The sequence below is a fragment of the Leifsonia sp. 10N434 genome, from assembly GCF_056394405.1.
This window is the reverse complement of the sequence record NZ_JBFTHV010000008.1, coordinates 181,840-198,015: the sequence shown is the minus strand read 5'-3', so window position 1 is coordinate 198,015 and position 16,176 is coordinate 181,840. Positions and strand designations below refer to the sequence as shown.

General features: G+C 70.2%; 12 protein-coding genes, 1 other RNA gene and 1 pseudogene. 5 read left to right on the top strand and 9 right to left on the bottom strand.

All coding sequences use genetic code 11. The features are described from left to right. The 3 genes and pseudogenes from AC1DB1_RS18270 to glnA all read right to left on the bottom strand — a co-directional run. Window positions 1-302 (bottom strand): annotated as a pseudogene (locus AC1DB1_RS18270) (glycosyl transferase family 2); the annotation flags it as partial. A gap of 223 nt (window positions 303-525) precedes the next feature. Next, window positions 526-3,552, bottom strand: coding sequence for a bifunctional [glutamine synthetase] adenylyltransferase/[glutamine synthetase]-adenylyl-L-tyrosine phosphorylase (locus tag AC1DB1_RS18265; RefSeq protein WP_477201813.1), 3,027 nt, complete (start codon window positions 3,550-3,552; stop codon window positions 526-528). A gap of 5 nt (window positions 3,553-3,557) precedes the next feature. Beyond that, window positions 3,558-4,895: a type I glutamate--ammonia ligase gene (gene glnA / locus AC1DB1_RS18260; protein ID WP_271176313.1), complete on the bottom strand. Its 1,338-nt coding sequence runs from the start codon at window positions 4,893-4,895 to the stop codon at window positions 3,558-3,560. 90 nt (window positions 4,896-4,985) lie between these two features. Between glnA and panB the strand changes: the two genes are divergently transcribed. Beyond that, on the top strand, window positions 4,986-5,837 hold the full coding sequence (gene panB, locus AC1DB1_RS18255; RefSeq protein WP_271176314.1) for a 3-methyl-2-oxobutanoate hydroxymethyltransferase: 852 nt from the start codon (window positions 4,986-4,988) through the stop codon (window positions 5,835-5,837). Here the strand turns inward: panB and AC1DB1_RS18250 are convergent. Next, window positions 5,834-6,046, bottom strand: coding sequence for an SPOR domain-containing protein (locus AC1DB1_RS18250; RefSeq protein WP_271176315.1), 213 nt, complete (start codon window positions 6,044-6,046; stop codon window positions 5,834-5,836). The genes panB and AC1DB1_RS18250 overlap by 4 nt on opposite strands. Window positions 6,047-6,058: 12 nt before the next feature. On the opposite strand from AC1DB1_RS18250, the gene map reads away from it, so the two are divergent. The 4 genes from map to AC1DB1_RS18230 all read left to right on the top strand — a co-directional run bounded on the left by map (window position 6,059) and on the right by AC1DB1_RS18230 (window position 11,024). After that, window positions 6,059-6,925 carry a type I methionyl aminopeptidase gene (gene map / locus AC1DB1_RS18245; protein ID WP_477201812.1) on the top strand — a complete coding sequence of 289 codons (867 nt, stop codon included), beginning with the start codon at window positions 6,059-6,061 and terminating at the stop codon, window positions 6,923-6,925. A 29-nt stretch (window positions 6,926-6,954) separates the two neighbouring features. After that, complete coding sequence (ppgK, locus tag AC1DB1_RS18240; protein ID WP_271176317.1) at window positions 6,955-7,716, top strand: polyphosphate--glucose phosphotransferase; 762 nt, start codon at window positions 6,955-6,957, stop codon at window positions 7,714-7,716. A 117-nt stretch (window positions 7,717-7,833) separates the two neighbouring features. Then, complete coding sequence (locus AC1DB1_RS18235) at window positions 7,834-10,338, top strand: DUF4118 domain-containing protein (protein WP_477201811.1); 2,505 nt, start codon at window positions 7,834-7,836, stop codon at window positions 10,336-10,338. After that, on the top strand, window positions 10,335-11,024 hold the full coding sequence (locus AC1DB1_RS18230; RefSeq protein WP_271176319.1) for a response regulator: 690 nt from the start codon (window positions 10,335-10,337) through the stop codon (window positions 11,022-11,024). The genes AC1DB1_RS18235 and AC1DB1_RS18230 overlap by 4 nt, the downstream gene beginning before the upstream one ends. A 6-nt stretch (window positions 11,025-11,030) precedes the next feature. Here AC1DB1_RS18230 and AC1DB1_RS18225 read toward each other — a convergent pair whose 3' ends face one another. From AC1DB1_RS18225 to AC1DB1_RS18205, 5 genes are all read right to left on the bottom strand, one after another. Then, the gene (locus tag AC1DB1_RS18225; protein ID WP_477201810.1) at window positions 11,031-11,408 is read right to left on the bottom strand and encodes a hypothetical protein; all 378 of its coding nucleotides are present in this window, start codon (window positions 11,406-11,408) and stop codon (window positions 11,031-11,033) included. An 18-nt stretch (window positions 11,409-11,426) separates the two neighbouring features. Further along, window positions 11,427-11,810: RNase P RNA component class A (gene rnpB / locus AC1DB1_RS18220), an RNA gene on the bottom strand. 56 nt (window positions 11,811-11,866) lie between these two features. Further along, window positions 11,867-12,601: a zinc ribbon domain-containing protein gene (locus AC1DB1_RS18215; protein ID WP_477201809.1), complete on the bottom strand. Its 735-nt coding sequence runs from the start codon at window positions 12,599-12,601 to the stop codon at window positions 11,867-11,869. A gap of 53 nt (window positions 12,602-12,654) precedes the next feature. Further along, window positions 12,655-13,473 carry a Nif3-like dinuclear metal center hexameric protein gene (locus AC1DB1_RS18210; RefSeq protein ID WP_271176322.1) on the bottom strand — a complete coding sequence of 273 codons (819 nt, stop codon included), beginning with the start codon at window positions 13,471-13,473 and terminating at the stop codon, window positions 12,655-12,657. 40 nt (window positions 13,474-13,513) lie between these two features. Further along, window positions 13,514-16,090: a cytosine permease gene (locus tag AC1DB1_RS18205; protein WP_477201808.1), complete on the bottom strand. Its 2,577-nt coding sequence runs from the start codon at window positions 16,088-16,090 to the stop codon at window positions 13,514-13,516. Window positions 16,091-16,176 lie beyond the last annotated feature (86 nt).

Genomic DNA, 16,176 nt, shown 5'->3' with positions numbered 1-16,176 from the left:
AACTCCTCACACACCCCCACCAGACCCGGGTTCGGCGCCCCATTGATCACCACGATGATCTCCCCCGGACGCTGCTCCACCATCCGCCCCAACACATCACGGAACAACTCCAGAGGCTCATCCACCACCGGAACCACCACACTCGTCGACACCACATGCGGCTCCACATACGGCCGATACCGCTTCGACACCACCACCTTGATCACCCAAATCACCCAGATCAACGCCGAATACACCGCAAACAGATAAAACTCCGGATGACCGGCCGCCATATGGCGCAGCTGAAGAATGAAGATGAACACGGCCGGACCTGCTTCCGCAGAGGGGTGTTGGCATCCACGACGTTGAGGACCTGAGAGGGTGGGATTCCCCGGTGAACGGGGACCGGAAACGCCTGTGAGGTTGTGGTGCCCCATTCTGGGGGTGTTCTCAGACGTCGATCAAGCCATGTGGGCAGTGATCACGCAGTGTTAACAAACCCGACACATGCTCAGGACCTCAGGCCCTATTGCGGGCGGCCACCGCTCAGGCGGTGCTGGGAGCCGGCCGCTCGGGCTGGCCGTAGAACGACCGCTCGAACACGGCGCGCGCACGACGGGTGACGGCGAGATAGTCCTGCTCCAGCTGGCTGGCCGATCCCGGCGGATATTCGAGCAGGCGCGCGACGCCGTCGAGCTGCACCCGGTCGGACGGCAGCACGTCCGCGGTCTTGTTGCTCCAGAGCGTCATCGCCGAACGCGCGCGCGAGGCGAAGACCCACGCATCCCGCAGTTTGCCGGCATCGTCGTCGTTCACCAGCCCGTTCTCGGCGGCCACCGACAGCGCCCCCAATGTCGATGTCGTGCGCAGCGCCGGGAGCTCGGCGGCGTGCTGCAGTTGGATGAGCTGCACGAACCATTCGACGTCGCTCAGCGATCCGCGGCCGAGCTTCAGGTGCCGAGTGGGGTCGGCTCCTTGCGGCAGCCGCTCGTTCTCGACCCTCGCCTTGATGCGCTTGACCTCGCGCACCGCCTGGTCGGTGATCGCAGGGGGGTAGCGCACCTCGTCGGCGACCAGCTCGAAGTCGGAGAGCAGCGCGGCGTCACCGGCGACCCCGCGGGCCCGCAGCAGCGCCTGCGCCTCCCAGGTGAGCGACCAGCGCTGATAATACGCACGATACGACTCGAGTGAGCGCACCGGTGTGCCGTTCTTGCCCTCGGGACGCAGGCCGATGTCGAGGTCGAGAGGCAGTTGGTTGTCCTCGGTCAGCCGGTTCAGGTCCGACACGATGCCGAGCGCGGCGGTATGCGCCGCTCCTTGATCGTCCCCCAGCGCGCGGAAGACGTACATCACGTCGGCGTCCGACCCGAAGCCGAGCTCTCGCCCGCCGAACCGTCCCATGCCGATGACGGCGAACTCCAGGAGGTCGCGATCGCCGCGAGCGGCACGTACCGCCTCGAGGACGCCGGCGATCACATTCTCGGTGACGGCCGACAGTCCTTCGGCGAGCTCCTCGACGGTGCAGAATCCGAGGATCGCCGAGAAGGCGAGCCGCAGCACCTCGCGCCGCCGGGCCGCGCGGAGCGCCGCCGCCGCCGTCACCGCCGAATCGTGCCGCGCGAGGATGGCGCGGGTCTCCTCCTGCAGCTGCTCCGCCGACCGCGGCCGCAGCTCGTCCTCCGACTCGAGCCACGCGACCGATTCCGGGATGCGGCCGAGCAGCTCACCGGCGTAACGCGACCCCGACAGCACCCGGGTGAGACGTTCGGCCGCGCCGCTCGAATCGCGCAGCATCCGGAGATACCAGTGCGTCGAGCCGAGGTCCTCGCTCAGCCGCCGGAAGGTGAGGAGTCCGTAATCCGGGTCGGCGCCGTCGGCGAACCACTGCAGCATGACCGGTAGCAGGTGCCGTTGGATGGTCGCGCGCCGCGAGACCCCGCCAGTGAGGGCGGCGATGTGGGCGAGCGCACCGCGTGGGTCGCGGAAGCCGATCGCCGCGAGCCGCGCCTCGGCCTGGGCGCTGGTCAGCCCCGGACCGTCGGTCAGCCGGGCGTCCTCCGTCGCCGTCGCGGCCACTGCGCTCAGCAGCGGCCGGTAGAAGAGCCGCTCGTGCAGGCCCCGCACCGCGTGCTTGATGCCGGTCCACACCTCGAGCAGCTGCGTCGCACCCGTCGCCAGTCCGGATGCCCGTGCCAGCACCCGCACGTCGCCTTCGTCGCGCGGCATGAGGTGCGTACGCCGGAGGTGCCGCAGCTGCAGCCGGTGCTCGAGGAGGCGCAGGGTGCGGTAATCCCGCGAGAACTCCGCCGACTCCTCGCGCCCGATGTAGCCCTGGGCGGCGAGAGCCGCGAGCGCGGGCAGCGTCGCCCGCTGGTGAACCTGGTCGTCGGTCTGGCCGTGCACGAGCTGCAGCAGCTGCACCGTGAACTCGACGTCGCGGAGGCCGCCCGGTCCGAGCTTGAGCTGGTATTCGACCTCGTCGTCGGGGATGTGGTCGGTGACGCGCTCGCGCATCCGCTGCACCGACTCGACGAAGTTCTCGCGGGAGGCGCTGCTCCACACCTTGGGCGAGAGGGCGGTGACGTACCGCTCCCCCAGCTCCAGGTCGCCGGCCAGGGGGCGCGCCTTGAGCAGCGCCTGGAACTCCCAGCCCTTCGCCCAGCGGTCGTAGTAGGCGAGGTGCGACTCCAGCGTGCGCACGAGCGCGCCATCCTTGCCCTCAGGTCGCAGGTTGGGGTCGACCTCCCACAGGCCGGGCTCGATGGCGGGCGCATCGATGCCGCGCATCATCAGCACCGCGAGGCGCGTGGCGATGTCGACCGCGCGGCCGGACGACAGCCCGGCCTCCTCGTCGCCCTCGGCCACGAAGATCACGTCGACGTCGCTCACGTAGTTGAGTTCGCGGGCGCCGGCTTTGCCCATCCCGATCACCGAGAACCGCGTGGCCCGCACCTCGTCTTCGGGGAAGCGCCCCGGGCCGGTTCCGCTCGCCTGGCGCCGGGCGACGGCGAGCGACGCCTCGAGTGCTGCAGCGGCGACATCCGCGAGGGCGGCGGCCACGGCGTCCAGCCCGTCGACCGGGTCGGACTGCTCGAGATCGAAGCTCGCGATCTGCGCGAGCCGCCGCCGATACCGGATGCGCAGGGCCGTCCACGCCTCCTCCTCGATGACCCCCGCGAAGCCGTCGACGGCGCCGACGGATGCGAGCAGGTCGTCGCGCAGTTCGGCGGCCGTCGGCAGGCGCGTGATCGGCTCGGCGAGCGCGTCGAGCTGCGCCGGCTGACGGAGGAAGAATTCGGCGAGCCCCTCGGAGGCGCCGATCACCCGCAGGGCGCGCTCGGCCGGCTGACGCCTGGTCAGGTACCGTGCGGCCTCATCGGGCGCACGACGCAGCAGGGTGATCGCGCACGCGAGAGCCGTGTCCGGATCCGCGGCGACACGGAAGACCGGCAGCGACTCCTCGACCGGGAGCCCCGTGAGCGCGGCCAGCTCGTCGAGCTGCGCGCGCACGGAGCTGAGCCCCACGAAACCGGCTCGCGCCAGAGTGGTCAGGGAGAGCTGGTCGCGCGCCACGGCGCCTAGAGGATCTCGAGGTTGGTCTGCAGCTCGTACGGCGTGACCTGCGCGCGGTACGCATGCCATTCCTGCCGCTTGTTCAGCAGCACGTAGTTGAACACCTGCTCGCCGAGCGTCTCGGCGACGAGCTCCGAATCCTCCATCAGCGAGATGGCGTGGTCGAGGCTGGCCGGGAGCTGGCTGTAGCCGAGCGCGCGACGCTCGGCGTCGCTGAGCGCCCACACGTTGTTCTCCGCCTCGGGCGGCAGCTCGTACTGCTCCTCGATGCCCTTGAGGCCGGCGGCCAGCATGAGCGAGAACGCGAGGTACGGGTTGGCCGCCGAGTCGATCGCGCGGTACTCGACGCGCGAGCTCTGGCCCTTGTTGGGCTTGTAGAGCGGAACGCGCACGAGCGCGGAGCGGTTGTTGTGACCCCAGCAGACGAAGCTGGGCGCCTCGTCGCCGCCCCACAGCCGCTTGTAGGAGTTGACGAACTGGTTGGTCACCGCGGTGATCTCCGGTGCGTGGCGCAGGAGGCCGGCGATGAAGTGGCGGCCGATCTTGGAGAGCTGGTACTCGGCGCCCGGCTCGAAGAAGGCGTTCGTGTCGCCCTCGAAGAGCGACATGTGGGTGTGCATCCCCGACCCCGGATGCCCGGAGAGCGGCTTGGGCATGAAGGTGGCGTAGACGCCCTGCTCGATGGCTACCTCCTTGATCACGGTGCGGAACGTCATGATGTTGTCGGCCGTCGTGAGCGCGTCGGCGTAGCGCAGGTCGATCTCGTTCTGACCGGGGCCCGCCTCATGGTGGCTGAACTCGACCGAGATGCCGAGATCTTCGAGCATCCGGACCGATCGGCGGCGGAAGTCGTGGGCGGTGCCGCCCGGCACGTTGTCGAAGTAGCCGGCGGAGTCGACGGGCTCGGGGCCCTCCGGACCGTACTGCGACGACTTGAGCAGGTAGAACTCGATCTCCGGATGCGTGTAGAAGGTGAAGCCGCGGTCGGCCGCCTTCTCGAGCGTGCGCTTGAGCACATTGCGCGGGTCGGACACCGACGGCTGGCCGTCGGGCGTCGTGATGTCGCAGAACATGCGGGCGGTCGGGTCGATCTCGCCGCGCCACGGCAGGATCTGGAACGTCGTGGGATCCGGATGCGCGAGCAGGTCGGACTCGTAGGCGCGGGTCAGGCCCTCGATCGCCGAACCGTCGAAGCCGAGGCCTTCCGCGAACGCGCCCTCGACCTCGGCCGGGGCGATCGCGACGGACTTGAGGGTGCCGACGACATCGGTGAACCACAGCCTCACGAACTTGATGCCACGTTCCTCGATCGTGCGAAGAACGAAGTCGCGCTGCTTGTCCATCCTGCCCCTTTCGTCAGCCTTCTTAGGCTACTGGTTCCACAGGCCCGGCGCGGCCATCTCGGCCTGTCTGCCGCTCACTAGACTGAGCCCATGTCTGAGCAGTCTCCGATGCCGTCCGTCTCCTCCTCGATCCCGACGATGCAGTCGCTCAAGCGGGTGCGAACCCGGCACTTCCAGACCGCGAAGGAGCAGGGCTCCAAGTTCACCGGGCTCACGAGCTACGACCAGCTCACTGCGCAGATCTTCGACGCGGCCGGCATCGACTTCCTGCTCGTCGGCGACTCGGCGGGCAACAACGTGCTCGGCTACGAGACGACGCTGCCGGTGACGGTGGACGAGCTGATCCCGCTGACCCGCGCGGTCGCCGGGGCCGTCAAGCGCGCCTTCGTCGTCGCCGACATGCCGTTCGGCTCGTACGAGACCGGAGCGCTCGAGGCCCTCCACACCGCCGTGCGCTTCATGAAGGAGACCGGCGCCCACGCCGTCAAGCTCGAGGGCGGTGTGCGCAGCGCCGATCAGATCCGCCGCATCGTCGACGCCGGAATCCCGGTCATGGCCCACATCGGCTTCACGCCGCAGAGCGAGCACGGCCTGGGCGGGCACATCATCCAGGGTCGCGGAGAAGGGGCCGAGCAGCTGCTCGCCGACGCGCACGCGGTCGAAGACGCCGGAGCGTTCGCCGTCGTGATGGAGATGGTGCCCGCCGACATCGCAAAGCGGGTGACGGCCGAGCTGCGCATCCCGACCATCGGTGTCGGCGCCGGCCCCGATGTGGACGGTCAGCTGCTGGTCTGGACCGACTGGGCAGGACTCACCACCGGTCGCATCCCGCGCTTCGTCAAGCAGTACGCGGACCTGCGCGGCATCCTGACCGATGCGGCCACGGCCTTCAAGGCCGACGTGCAGGGCGGCGCCTTCCCGACCGAGGAGCAGAGCTTCTAGCGGTCGTCGCGCGCGTCTTCCTCAGCCCACTTGGCGCTGTTCTCGCGGAGCTTCTCGAGCGCGTGCTCGGCCTCTTCGTGCGTCTCGAACGGTCCGACCCGGTCGGGCGCAGGAGACAGGAAGCCCTGCTCGACCTGGCCGGTCTTCATGTTGTACCAGAAGCGGTGCTCCGCGTCCTGCGTGATCCCATAGTCGTTCTCGCCGGTCATAAGCTTGATCCTATGCCCAAGGATTCCGCCCTTCACCTGGTTCCCGGACGCGTCTCGCCGATGCGCCCCGTCCCCTCCAGCATCCCCCGCCCGGAATACGTCGGCAAGAAAGGCCCGTCCCCCTACAGCGGCGGCGACGTCTACACGCCCGACGAGATCGCTCTCATCCGCGAGTCCGGCCGCATCGCGGCGCAGGCGATCGAGCTGGTCGGCGAGGCCGTCCGTCCCGGCATCACCACGGAAGAGCTCGACATCATCGGGCACGAGTTCCTGCTGGCCAACGACGCCTATCCGTCCACCCTCGGGTACCGCGGCTACCCCAAGTCGATCTGCAGCTCGGTGAACGAGGTGATCTGCCACGGCATCCCCGACGACACCGTGCTCGATGACGGCGACATCGTCAACATCGACATCACTGCGTACAAGAACGGCTTCCACGGCGACAGCAACCAGACCTTCATCGCCGGCACGGCGAGCGAGGAGGTCACGCTGCTCGTCGACCGGACCCGCGAGGCCCTCACCCGCGGCATCAAGGCCGTCGCACCCGGCCGCCAGGTGAACGTGATCGGCCGCGCGATCGAGTCGTACGCCAAGCGGTTCGGCTACGGAGTCGTACGCGACTTCACCGGCCACGGCGTCGGGGCGGCGTTCCACTCCGGCCTGATCATCCCGCACTACGACTCCGCCCCGTTGTACGACGACGTGATGGAGGTCGGCATGGTGTTCACCATCGAGCCGATGCTCACGCTGGGCACGCACGAGTGGGACATGTGGGCCGACGACTGGACCGTCGTGACGCGCGACAAGAGCATCACTGCGCAGTTCGAGCACACACTCGTCGTCACCGAACGCGGAGCCGAGGTCCTGACGCTTCCATGATCCGTGGTCCGGCGGGGTAGATTCGTGCCATGAGTTCGAAGAACACCGCAATCGGGATCGACGTCGGGGGTACGGGTATCAAAGGGGGTCTCGTCGATCTCGACTCCGGCGAACTCGTCAGCGACCGCGTGAAGCTGCCGACTCCGGAGGGCGGCAAGCCCGACGACATCGTCCAGACCACGAAGAAGATCGTCGACCAGCTGGCCGCGGAAGACCCGGACGCCCCGGTCGGCGTGTGCTTCCCCGCCATCGTCAGCCACGGGGTGACTCTCTCGGCGGCGAACGTGTCGAAGAAGTGGATCGATCTGCACGCGGAGGACCTCTTCGAGAAGGCCCTCGGTCGCGACATCCACTTCGTGAACGACGCGGATGCGGCGGGCTACGCCGAGTCCCGCTTCGGCGCCGCGAAGGACAAGAGCGGCCTCGTCATCATGACCACCCTCGGCACCGGCATCGGCTCCGCGCTGATCTACGACGGCGTGCTCATCCCGAACGCCGAGCTCGGCCACCTCGAGATCGACGGCGCCGACGCCGAGTCGAAGGCCGCGTACTCGGCCAAAGAACGCGAGGACCTCTCGTGGGAGAAGTGGGCGAAGCGACTGCAGAAGTACTACTCGACCCTCGAGTTCCTGTTCACCCCCGACCTGTTCATCGTCGGGGGCGGCGTCTCCAAGAACTACAAGGACTTCCTCCCCCTCCTCGACCTGAAGACCGAGATCGTGCCCGCGGTGCACCGCAACAATGCGGGCATCCTGGGTGCGGCCGCGCTGGCGGTGCGCGGGGACCGCTAGGGTTCAGGCCGGCTCGTCGAGTCTAAGATTCAGGGACGGGACCTCGGCTCTCCCGGGGACCCGACGGTGAATGCACTCCAGCTGAACATCGCGCTGGCGGAGATGGGCGAGTAGACGATGCCACGAGGCCACCTGCGGGTGATGCTCGGCGCTGCGCCTGGCGTCGGCAAGACGTACGCCATGCTCGAAGAGGGCAGGCGCCTGCAGGCCCTCGGCAGAGACGTGGTCGTCGCGGTCGTGGACACCCACGGCCGCGCCGCCACGGCGTCGATGCTCGACGGGCTCGAGGTGATCCCGCGGCGCACGATCGAGCACCGCGGCATCGAGCTCACCGAACTCGATCTGGATGCGGTGCTGGCGCGCGCGCCGCAGCTCGCCCTGGTCGACGAGCTCGCCCATACGAACGCCCCCGGCTCCGAGCACGCCAAGCGCTGGGAGGACGTGGAGGACATGCTCGCCGCCGGCATCGACGTGATGTCGACGGTGAACATCCAGCACATCGAGTCGCTGAACGACGTGGTCGAGCAGATCACCGGGGCGCATCAGCGCGAGACCATCCCCGACTCCGTGCTGCGCAGCGCCGACCAGATCGAGGTGGTCGACCTCGCACCGCAGGCCCTGCGCGATCGCCTGACCGACGGCGATGTGTATCCCGCCGCCCGTATCGACGCTGCGCTCTCCAACTACTTCCGTCTCGGCAACCTCACCGCCCTGCGCGAGCTCGCGCTGCTCTGGCTGGCGGACGAGGTCGACAGCTCCCTGCTGCGGTACCGCGCCGAGCACGGCATCGCCGGCACGTGGGAGGCGCGGGAGCGCGTCGTCGTGGCCCTCACGGGTGGCCAGGAGGGCGAGACACTGCTGCGCCGGGGAGCGCGGATCGCCGCGCGGTCGGCCGGCGGCGAACTCCTCGCCGTGCATGTCACCAGCCAGGACGGCCTCCGCGAGGCCAACCCCCGCGCGCTCGCCGCCCAGCGGGCCCTCGTCGAACAGCTCGGCGGAACTTATCACCAGGTCGTCGGCAGCGATATCCCGCGCGCCCTGGTCGACTTCGCCCGCGGCTCCAACGCGACGCAGCTCGTCATCGGCGTCAGCCGCCGCAGCCGGCTCGCAGCCCTGCTCACCGGCCCCGGCATCGGATCCACCGTCATCCGCGAATCCGGTGACATCGACGTGCACATCGTCTCGCACTCGCGGGCGGGGGGACGGTTCTCGCTCCCCCGGCGCACCGGCGGGCTGACGGCGCGCCGCCGGGTTCTCGGATTCCTGCTGGCCCTGGTCGGCGGCCCCCTGCTCACCTGGCTGCTCGTGTCGATGCGCACCGCGGACTCGATGACCAGTGACGTGCTGAGCTATCAGCTGCTCGTGGTGCTGGTCGCCCTGGTCGGCGGCATCTGGCCGGCGCTGTTCGCAGCACTGCTGTCCGGGATCACGCTCGACTTCTTCTTCGTCGAGCCGCTCTACACGATCACGATCAGCGAGCCATTGCACCTGCTGGCGCTCGTGCTCTTCCTGGTGATCGCCACGCTCGTGAGCCTCGTCGTCGATCAGGCCGCGCGCCGAAGCCGCGCGGCGATCCGCGCCGCGGCGGAAGCCGAGCTCCTCGCGACCGTCGCCGGCGGCATCATCCGCGGCGAGAACGCCCTGCAGGCGCTCGTCACCCGCACCCGCGAGGCGTTCGGCCTCACGGGCGTGCGACTGCTCGACGGCACCGAGGTCGTCGCCACCGACGGCGAGCCGTCGGATGCGGAGCACACCCGCACGACGCCGGTCGGCACCCGCGGCACGCTCGAACTCTCCGGCCGTGACCTGGAGGCCGCCGACCGCCGCCTCCTCGCTGTCATCGTCACGCAGCTCGACGCGGCCCTGGAACATCGCGAGCTCACCGCGACCGCGAGCGAGCTCGCGCCGCTGGCCGAGACCGACCGCGTGCGCAGCGCCCTCCTCGCGGCCGTCGGACACGATCTGCGACGACCGCTCGCCGCCGCGACCGCCGCCGTCACGACGCTCCGGCAGTCCGATCTGCGTCTCAGCACGGACGACCGCGAGACCCTCCTCGAGACGGCGGAGGAGAGCCTCGACAACCTCGCCCGCCTTGTCACCAACCTCCTCGACGTCAGCCGCGTGCAGGCCGGCGTGCTCGCCGTGTCCCTGGCGCCCACCGACCTCGACGATGTCGTGCCCTCCGTGCTCGACGAGCTGTCGCTCGGGCCGGCCGAGGTCGAACTCGACCTTCCCGCCTCCCTTCCCGCCGTGCTGACCGACGGGATTCTCCTGCAGCGCGTGCTGGTCAACCTGCTGAGCAACGCGCTGCGGTTCTCCCCCGTCGACTCCCGCCCGGTCATCGCCGCCAGCGAGTTCGCCGGCACGGTGCAGGTGCGCGTGATCGACCACGGCCCCGGCATCCCCGGCGAGCGCCGGGAGAGCGTGTTCGTGCCGTTCCAGCGGCTCGGCGACACGGACAACACCACCGGCGTCGGGCTCGGCCTCGCACTCTCCAAAGGGTTCGTCGAGGGGATGGGCGGCACCCTCGAGGCCGAGGACACCCCCGGAGGCGGGCTCACCATGGTCGTCTCCCTTCCGGTCGCGCCGTCGGCCGTACAGCCCGAGGAGGCCCGTTCGTGAAGATCCTGATCGCCGACGACGACCAGCAGATCCTGCGGGCGCTGCGCATCCTGCTCACTGCCCGCGGCTACGACGTGTCGGTGGCCAGAACGGGGGCGGAGGCGCTCAGCCTCGCGGTGGACCAGCATCCGGACCTGGTGGTGCTCGATCTCGGGATGCCCGAACTGAACGGGATCGAGGTCATCGAGGGACTGCGCGGCTGGAGCCAGGTGCCGATCCTCGTCGTGTCGGGTCGCACCGACTCCGGTGACAAGGTCGACGCACTGGACGCCGGCGCGGACGACTACGTGACCAAGCCATTCGCGGCGGACGAACTGCTCGCGCGCATCCGGGCGCTCACCCGCCGCCAGCCGGCCGCCACCGACGAGCCCGTGGTGCGGTTCGGCGACATCGCGGTCGACCTGGCCGCACGCCAGGTGACGCGCACGACGCCCGACGGCACGCAGGCGGTGCGCCTGACGCCGACCGAATGGGCGATCCTCGACGTGCTCGTGCGCAACCCGCGTCGCCTCGTGACGCGGCAGTCGCTGCTCACCCAGGTCTGGGGACCGCAGTACACCAGCGACACCGGCTACCTCCGCCTGTACCTCGCACAGCTGCGCAAGAAACTCGAACCGGTGCCGTCGCGCCCGCGCTACCTGCTGACCGAGCCGGGGATGGGCTACCGGTTCACACCCGACGACTGAGGCGTCTCACGGGCCCGCCCGACCCGCGATGCGAGCGATCGTCACCGCCGGATCCGCCTCATCGACCCGCGGAACGATCAGCGACGCCGCCGAGCACTCCCAGAGCCGCTCCAGCGTGCGGACGCCCAGCACGGTGATGGCGACGACCACGCCGAGCGCGACCGTGAACGCGCCCACCCAGTAGACGAGCGCGACGACGCCGACGCGGAACACCTCGTCGTAGTGGCCGGGAGTCACGGCGTCGCCCGGCGCCGGCACGAACGACGGGGCGGCGGCGAACAACCAGACGGCGAACCAGTAGCCGAGCACGACGAGGGCGATCACCACACCGGACAGCACGCCGGCGATCACGGAGATCCTCCGCGCCCGCTCGTCGCCCACCATGACTCCCCCGTCGATCGAGGAATGGGCCGGCTGTTACGCCGGGTTCTGTCCGGGTGCCGAAGCACCGTGGACGGCCATCTATCTCGGGACGACGTTGCCGCCGCCCTCCAGCGGTCTACCCGGGAACTCGGCGAGCAGCCTCAACGTTCCCTGTCTGACCTTGCTCCGGGCGAGGTTTACCGAGCCGGCCGGGTCACCCCGGTCGCTGGTGGTCTCTTACACCACCGTTTCACCCTTACCGCCCGCCGCGACCTCTCGGCCGCGCCGGGAGGCGGTCTGTTCTCTGTGGCACTGTCTCGCGGGTTACCCCGGGTGGGTGTTACCCACCGCCCTGCTCTGTGGAGCCCGGACGTTCCTCGGCGGCTCACCGAGGTGAGCCGACGCGACCGTCTTGCCGGCCCATTCGTGAATCAGCCTACAGGCCGAAACTGGGCGTTCAGCCGCGTCTCGGCAGAGGTTCAGAGACCGGATTCCTCGTTGCGGATCAGGATGGCGCCGCTGTCGGGGCAGAGCACCACGTCGTCGGCCGCCGCCCGGCGGATGACGGCCAGGTCGGACTCGGTCAGCTTCACATTGCTGCCCAGCGAGACCCCGTGCAGGAGGGCGGCGGCGCCGATCCCGTAGCGGGCGCGCTGCTTCTCGTAGAGCTCGATCAGGTCGGCGGGGATCGTCGCGGCGATGGTCTCGCGATCCTTCGCCAGGGAGGCGCGCTGGGCGTCGATCTTCGCCAGTTCCTCCCCGCGCGCGGCCTCCAGGGCGTTCACGCGGGCGCCCAGTTCGGCCCGCTCACCCTCGACGGCGGCGAGCGATGCTTCGAACTCCTCGACCCGCTCCATGACCGTGAGTTCGATCTCCTCGAGATCGTCCCGCCGCTTCCGGAGTGCGGCCAGTTCGTTCTCGAGAGCCTGCACGTCCTTCATCGACGAGGTCTGCTGCGCGCGAGCCGTGTCGCGCGCCATCCGTGCTTCGACGACCTCCACGTCGGATTCGACCCGCTTGAGCTCGGTGCGGGCGTCTTCGAGCTCACCGGTGCGGGCGATCCAGCGGGCGCGCAGCGCGTCCACCTCCGGCTGCAGGCTCTGCAGCTCCTTGGTCTGGGGCAGGTTCTTGGCCGTGTGCTCGAGCTGGGTGAGACGCGTGTCGGCGCTCTGCAGTCGCAGCAGCTCGTTCTGATCAGTGGGGCTGGCTTTCACGGTTCACGTCTCTCTTCGGTTCAGGATGGTCGTCACGGGTGTCGCCTCCGCGGTCACTGCAGGATGGCGAAGTCCCAGGGGTCGGTGCGCAGCTCGCTCACCTCGACGGAGACACCGGGCAGCGCGGCGCGCAGCTGGGCGGCGGCGGTGTCGAGCCAGAGCCACTCGCTCGCCCAGTGCGACACGTCGAGCAGGGCCGGTCCGCCGGACAGCAGTGCCTGCTCCCGGGCCTCCGACGCCGGGTGGTGGCGGAGATCGGCCGTGATGTAGACGTCGGCCGAGCGCACGGCCTCGGCGGAGAGCAGCGAGTCGCCCGCTCCCCCGCAGACGGCGACGCGCGAGACGGGCTGGTGGTAGTCGCCCGACGCGCGCACGCCGCCGGCGGTGGGCGGAAGCAGGTCGGCGACCCGGCGGGCGAGCGCACCGAGCGTCGTCGGCTCGGAGAGCGTTCCGACCCGGCCGATGCCGGTCTCGCCGTCGCCGGACGGGTCGATCGGGGTCGGGTCGACGAGACCGAGGCGGGCGGCCAGCACGGCCGAGGTCCCATCGGCGACCACGTCGGCGTTGGTGTGCGCGGCGATCAGCGCGCAGTCCGCCCGGATGAGTCGAGCCAGCAACGCGCCTTTGTAGCGGTCCTCCGCGACGCTCGTCACGCCGCGCATCAGCAGCGGGTGGTGCACCAGCAGCAGATCCGCTTCGCGTTCGATCGCCTCGTCGACCGTGTCCGCCACGGCGTCGACGGCGAGCAGGATGCGTTCGACCCCGGCGGCAGGATCCCCAGACAGCAGGCCGGGCGCATCCCAGCTCTCCGCGCCCGCCAGCGGCCAGAGCGCCTCGACGGCGGCGTGGACGGAAGACAGTGTGTGTGGCACGGCAACGAGCCTACGGGATTCGCCCATCAGCATCAGCAGGTCAGCCGATCGCCCGCTCCTGCCGGCGCACGGCCGGTATCCCCGCCACGAGCGGCGTGAGCGCGCCGATGGCCAGTGCCACGATGACCCCGAGCTCGCTCAGCGCCAGCGGGCTCGCCGGGTCGACGCCGAACGCGCGCCACAGGTACCCCTCCCACTCCAGCCACGGCACATTCGACCGGATGAGCCCGAGGCCGACGATCGTGGCGACGACGAGCATCGCCAGGTTGCCCCAGCGCCAATCCGGATAGATGCCGCCGCGCGTCACCAGCGACGGCTGGTGGAGACGGCGGACGCGCACCATCATCTCCGCCGCGAAGAGCCCGGCCCACGCCGCGACGGGGACCGCGAGGGTGATGGGCACGCTCTGCACGATGCTCGACAGGTCGAGGGCCGTGAGGGTGAGCAGCACCCCGGCGACGGTGATGCCGGCCGTGATCACGATGGTGTTCGTCGCGCGGGGAAGCCGCAGGCCGATCGCCAGCAGGGTGAACCCGCCCGAGTAGATGTTCAGTACGAGAGCCGACAGCAGGCTGAGGGTGACCGACAGCAGCAGCGGGATCGGGTACCACCACGGCAGCCCGAGCTCGGAGAACGCCACGATCGGGTTGACGGCGAGCTGCTGCGCGAAGGCGCTGTCCGACGCCGCGAGCATGCCGCCGTAGGAGATGAGGACCAGCGGAGGGAGCGCCGCACCGAAGGTCGCCCACAGCATGCCGCCACCACCGGACGATCCCGGCCGCTGATAGCGGGCCCCTTCCGCGCTGCTGTTCGCCCAGGCGAGACCGATGAAGCTGAACACGATCACCGCGCCCGTCACGACGCGCAGCCAGGCCGCATCCGGAACCGCGAGCGTCGCCGTGAGGTCCACCGAGCGGGCGGTGATCGCGATCATCGTGACGATCAGCACGGCCGAGGCGATCGTGAGCACCAGTTGCACCCGCGCGACGAGCGAATAGCCGAAGTACGCGACGGCGAGCGCGATCAGGACGGCCACGACGAGAGCGATGGTCGTCGGGACGACGGCGTTCGACGACCAGCCCTGGGCGACGGCCAGCGAGCCGGCCGCGTCTCCGATCAGCCACAGCAGCACCGCGCCCCAGAACAGCCGAGTGAGCACGGCGAGCGCGGCCGGCACGACGTTGCCGCGGAGACCGAAGGTCGCACGGGAGACCACCATCGTAGGCTGGCCGCTCCACTTGCCGGCGAGCGTGCCGAGGCCGAGCGGCAGGAACGACAGCGCGACGCCCACCAGGGTCGCGACGAGGATCTGACGCAGGCTCAGGCCCAGCTCGAACAATGTCGCGCCGACGCCGACGCTGATCAGCGACGACGTGGCGGCGAACCAGAGCCAGAACAAACGAGAGGCGTGCCCGACCCGGCGATCGACGGGGGTCGGCTCCACGCCGGACTCCTCCACGACGAACAGGGGTGCCGCCTCGGGCTCCGCATCGAACAGCAGGCGCTCATCCGTTGACACCCGCGGGCTGGCCAGGGGCGCCGACAGCGATCCCGTCGGAAGCCGCACGTCGTCGGCGTCGTCCTCGAGATCGTCGTCGATCTCGTCGCGCGCCAGCCCGGCGGCGACCGCGTGCCCGGCCAGTTGGTCGGCCTCGACGATGGGCAGCGGCACGGAGTCGACGCTGGGAGCATCCGGATGATCGACGGGCAGCGGCTCGAGCGGCACGAAGGGCACGGGCTGCGAGTCGGCGGGCGCGGTCTCCGGTGGCACGTAGCCCAGCGGCTCGACGCGCTGCCGGGGCTCCGGCGTCGAGGTGCCGACGGCGGGGACGTCGGCGGGGGTCGGGATGTCGGCGGCCGGGGGCGGTGGCGGCTCCGGCGGTGACTCCGCGGCGGCCGCGGGAGCGATCCAGGCGCTGAACGTCGGCTCCGGTCCGTCGTCGCGGCGCCGGAGGTCGAGGTCGTCGAAGCTGATCAGCTCGGTCGGGGTTCCGTCGGCCCAGGCTGCGTCATCGTCTTCGTCGCCGTGGGGCGCGGCGTCGGGCTCCGGCTCGGGCTCCGGCTCCGGCTCGGACTCGGGCTCCGGCTCGGACTCGGGTGCAGCGTCGGCTACCGCCTCGGGAGCGGCGGCGACCTCGGCGGGCGGCGGCGCCGGGCTCTGAATAGGGATCGCCGTCGTCGCGCGTGCGGCCAGCACGTTCTCGAGGTGGGTGATCGCCGCGAGTGTGTCGTGCGCGTTGAGGTCTTCGTCGACGAGCGCCGCCACCTGGTCGTCGGTGAGGAGGGCGGCATCCGCGATGCCGTCGGTGCCGACGACGGTCGGGCCGGCGATGATCGGCACGGCCGAGGTCATGCGCGAGACCTGCTCCTCCAGGGCACGCGCCAGCTCGTCGTCGTCGTGGATCGCCTGGGGCGCTGTCGCGGCGACGGGCTCGGGCTCAGGGGCCGACTCAGCGGCGGATTCCGGCTCGGCGGCAGATTCTGCGTCTTCGCTCACGGGCGCGGGGTCGGGATCGCTCCCGGGCGCGCGGCGACGCACGGGCGGCGTATACGTCGCCCTCCGTCGCCCCGGGACAGACACGACGGACGGGTCGTTCGCGACCTCATCGCTGTCCATGACGAAAGCCTACCGACGCAGCCGGTGGCGGAACCGGTGCGCGGCCTGCGATTTCGCCCCGGCTCCGAGGGTCGGTCGCGCGCGGT

Bases quoted from the DNA above. Each gene is read 5' to 3' on its own strand.
- AC1DB1_RS18250 (WP_271176315.1), bottom strand. From the start codon at position 6,046: ATGACCGGCGAGAACGACTATGGGATCACGCAGGACGCGGAGCACCGC.
- glnA (WP_271176313.1), bottom strand. From the start codon at position 4,895: ATGGACAAGCAGCGCGACTTCGTTCTTCGCACGATCGAGGAACGTGGC.
- AC1DB1_RS18205 (WP_477201808.1), bottom strand. From the start codon at position 16,090: ATGGACAGCGATGAGGTCGCGAACGACCCGTCCGTCGTGTCTGTCCCG.
- ppgK (WP_271176317.1), top strand. From the start codon at position 6,955: ATGAGTTCGAAGAACACCGCAATCGGGATCGACGTCGGGGGTACGGGT.
- AC1DB1_RS18225 (WP_477201810.1), bottom strand. From the start codon at position 11,408: ATGGTGGGCGACGAGCGGGCGCGGAGGATCTCCGTGATCGCCGGCGTG.
- panB (WP_271176314.1), top strand. From the start codon at position 4,986: ATGTCTGAGCAGTCTCCGATGCCGTCCGTCTCCTCCTCGATCCCGACG.
- AC1DB1_RS18235 (WP_477201811.1), top strand. From the start codon at position 7,834: ATGCCACGAGGCCACCTGCGGGTGATGCTCGGCGCTGCGCCTGGCGTC.
- map (WP_477201812.1), top strand. From the start codon at position 6,059: ATGCCCAAGGATTCCGCCCTTCACCTGGTTCCCGGACGCGTCTCGCCG.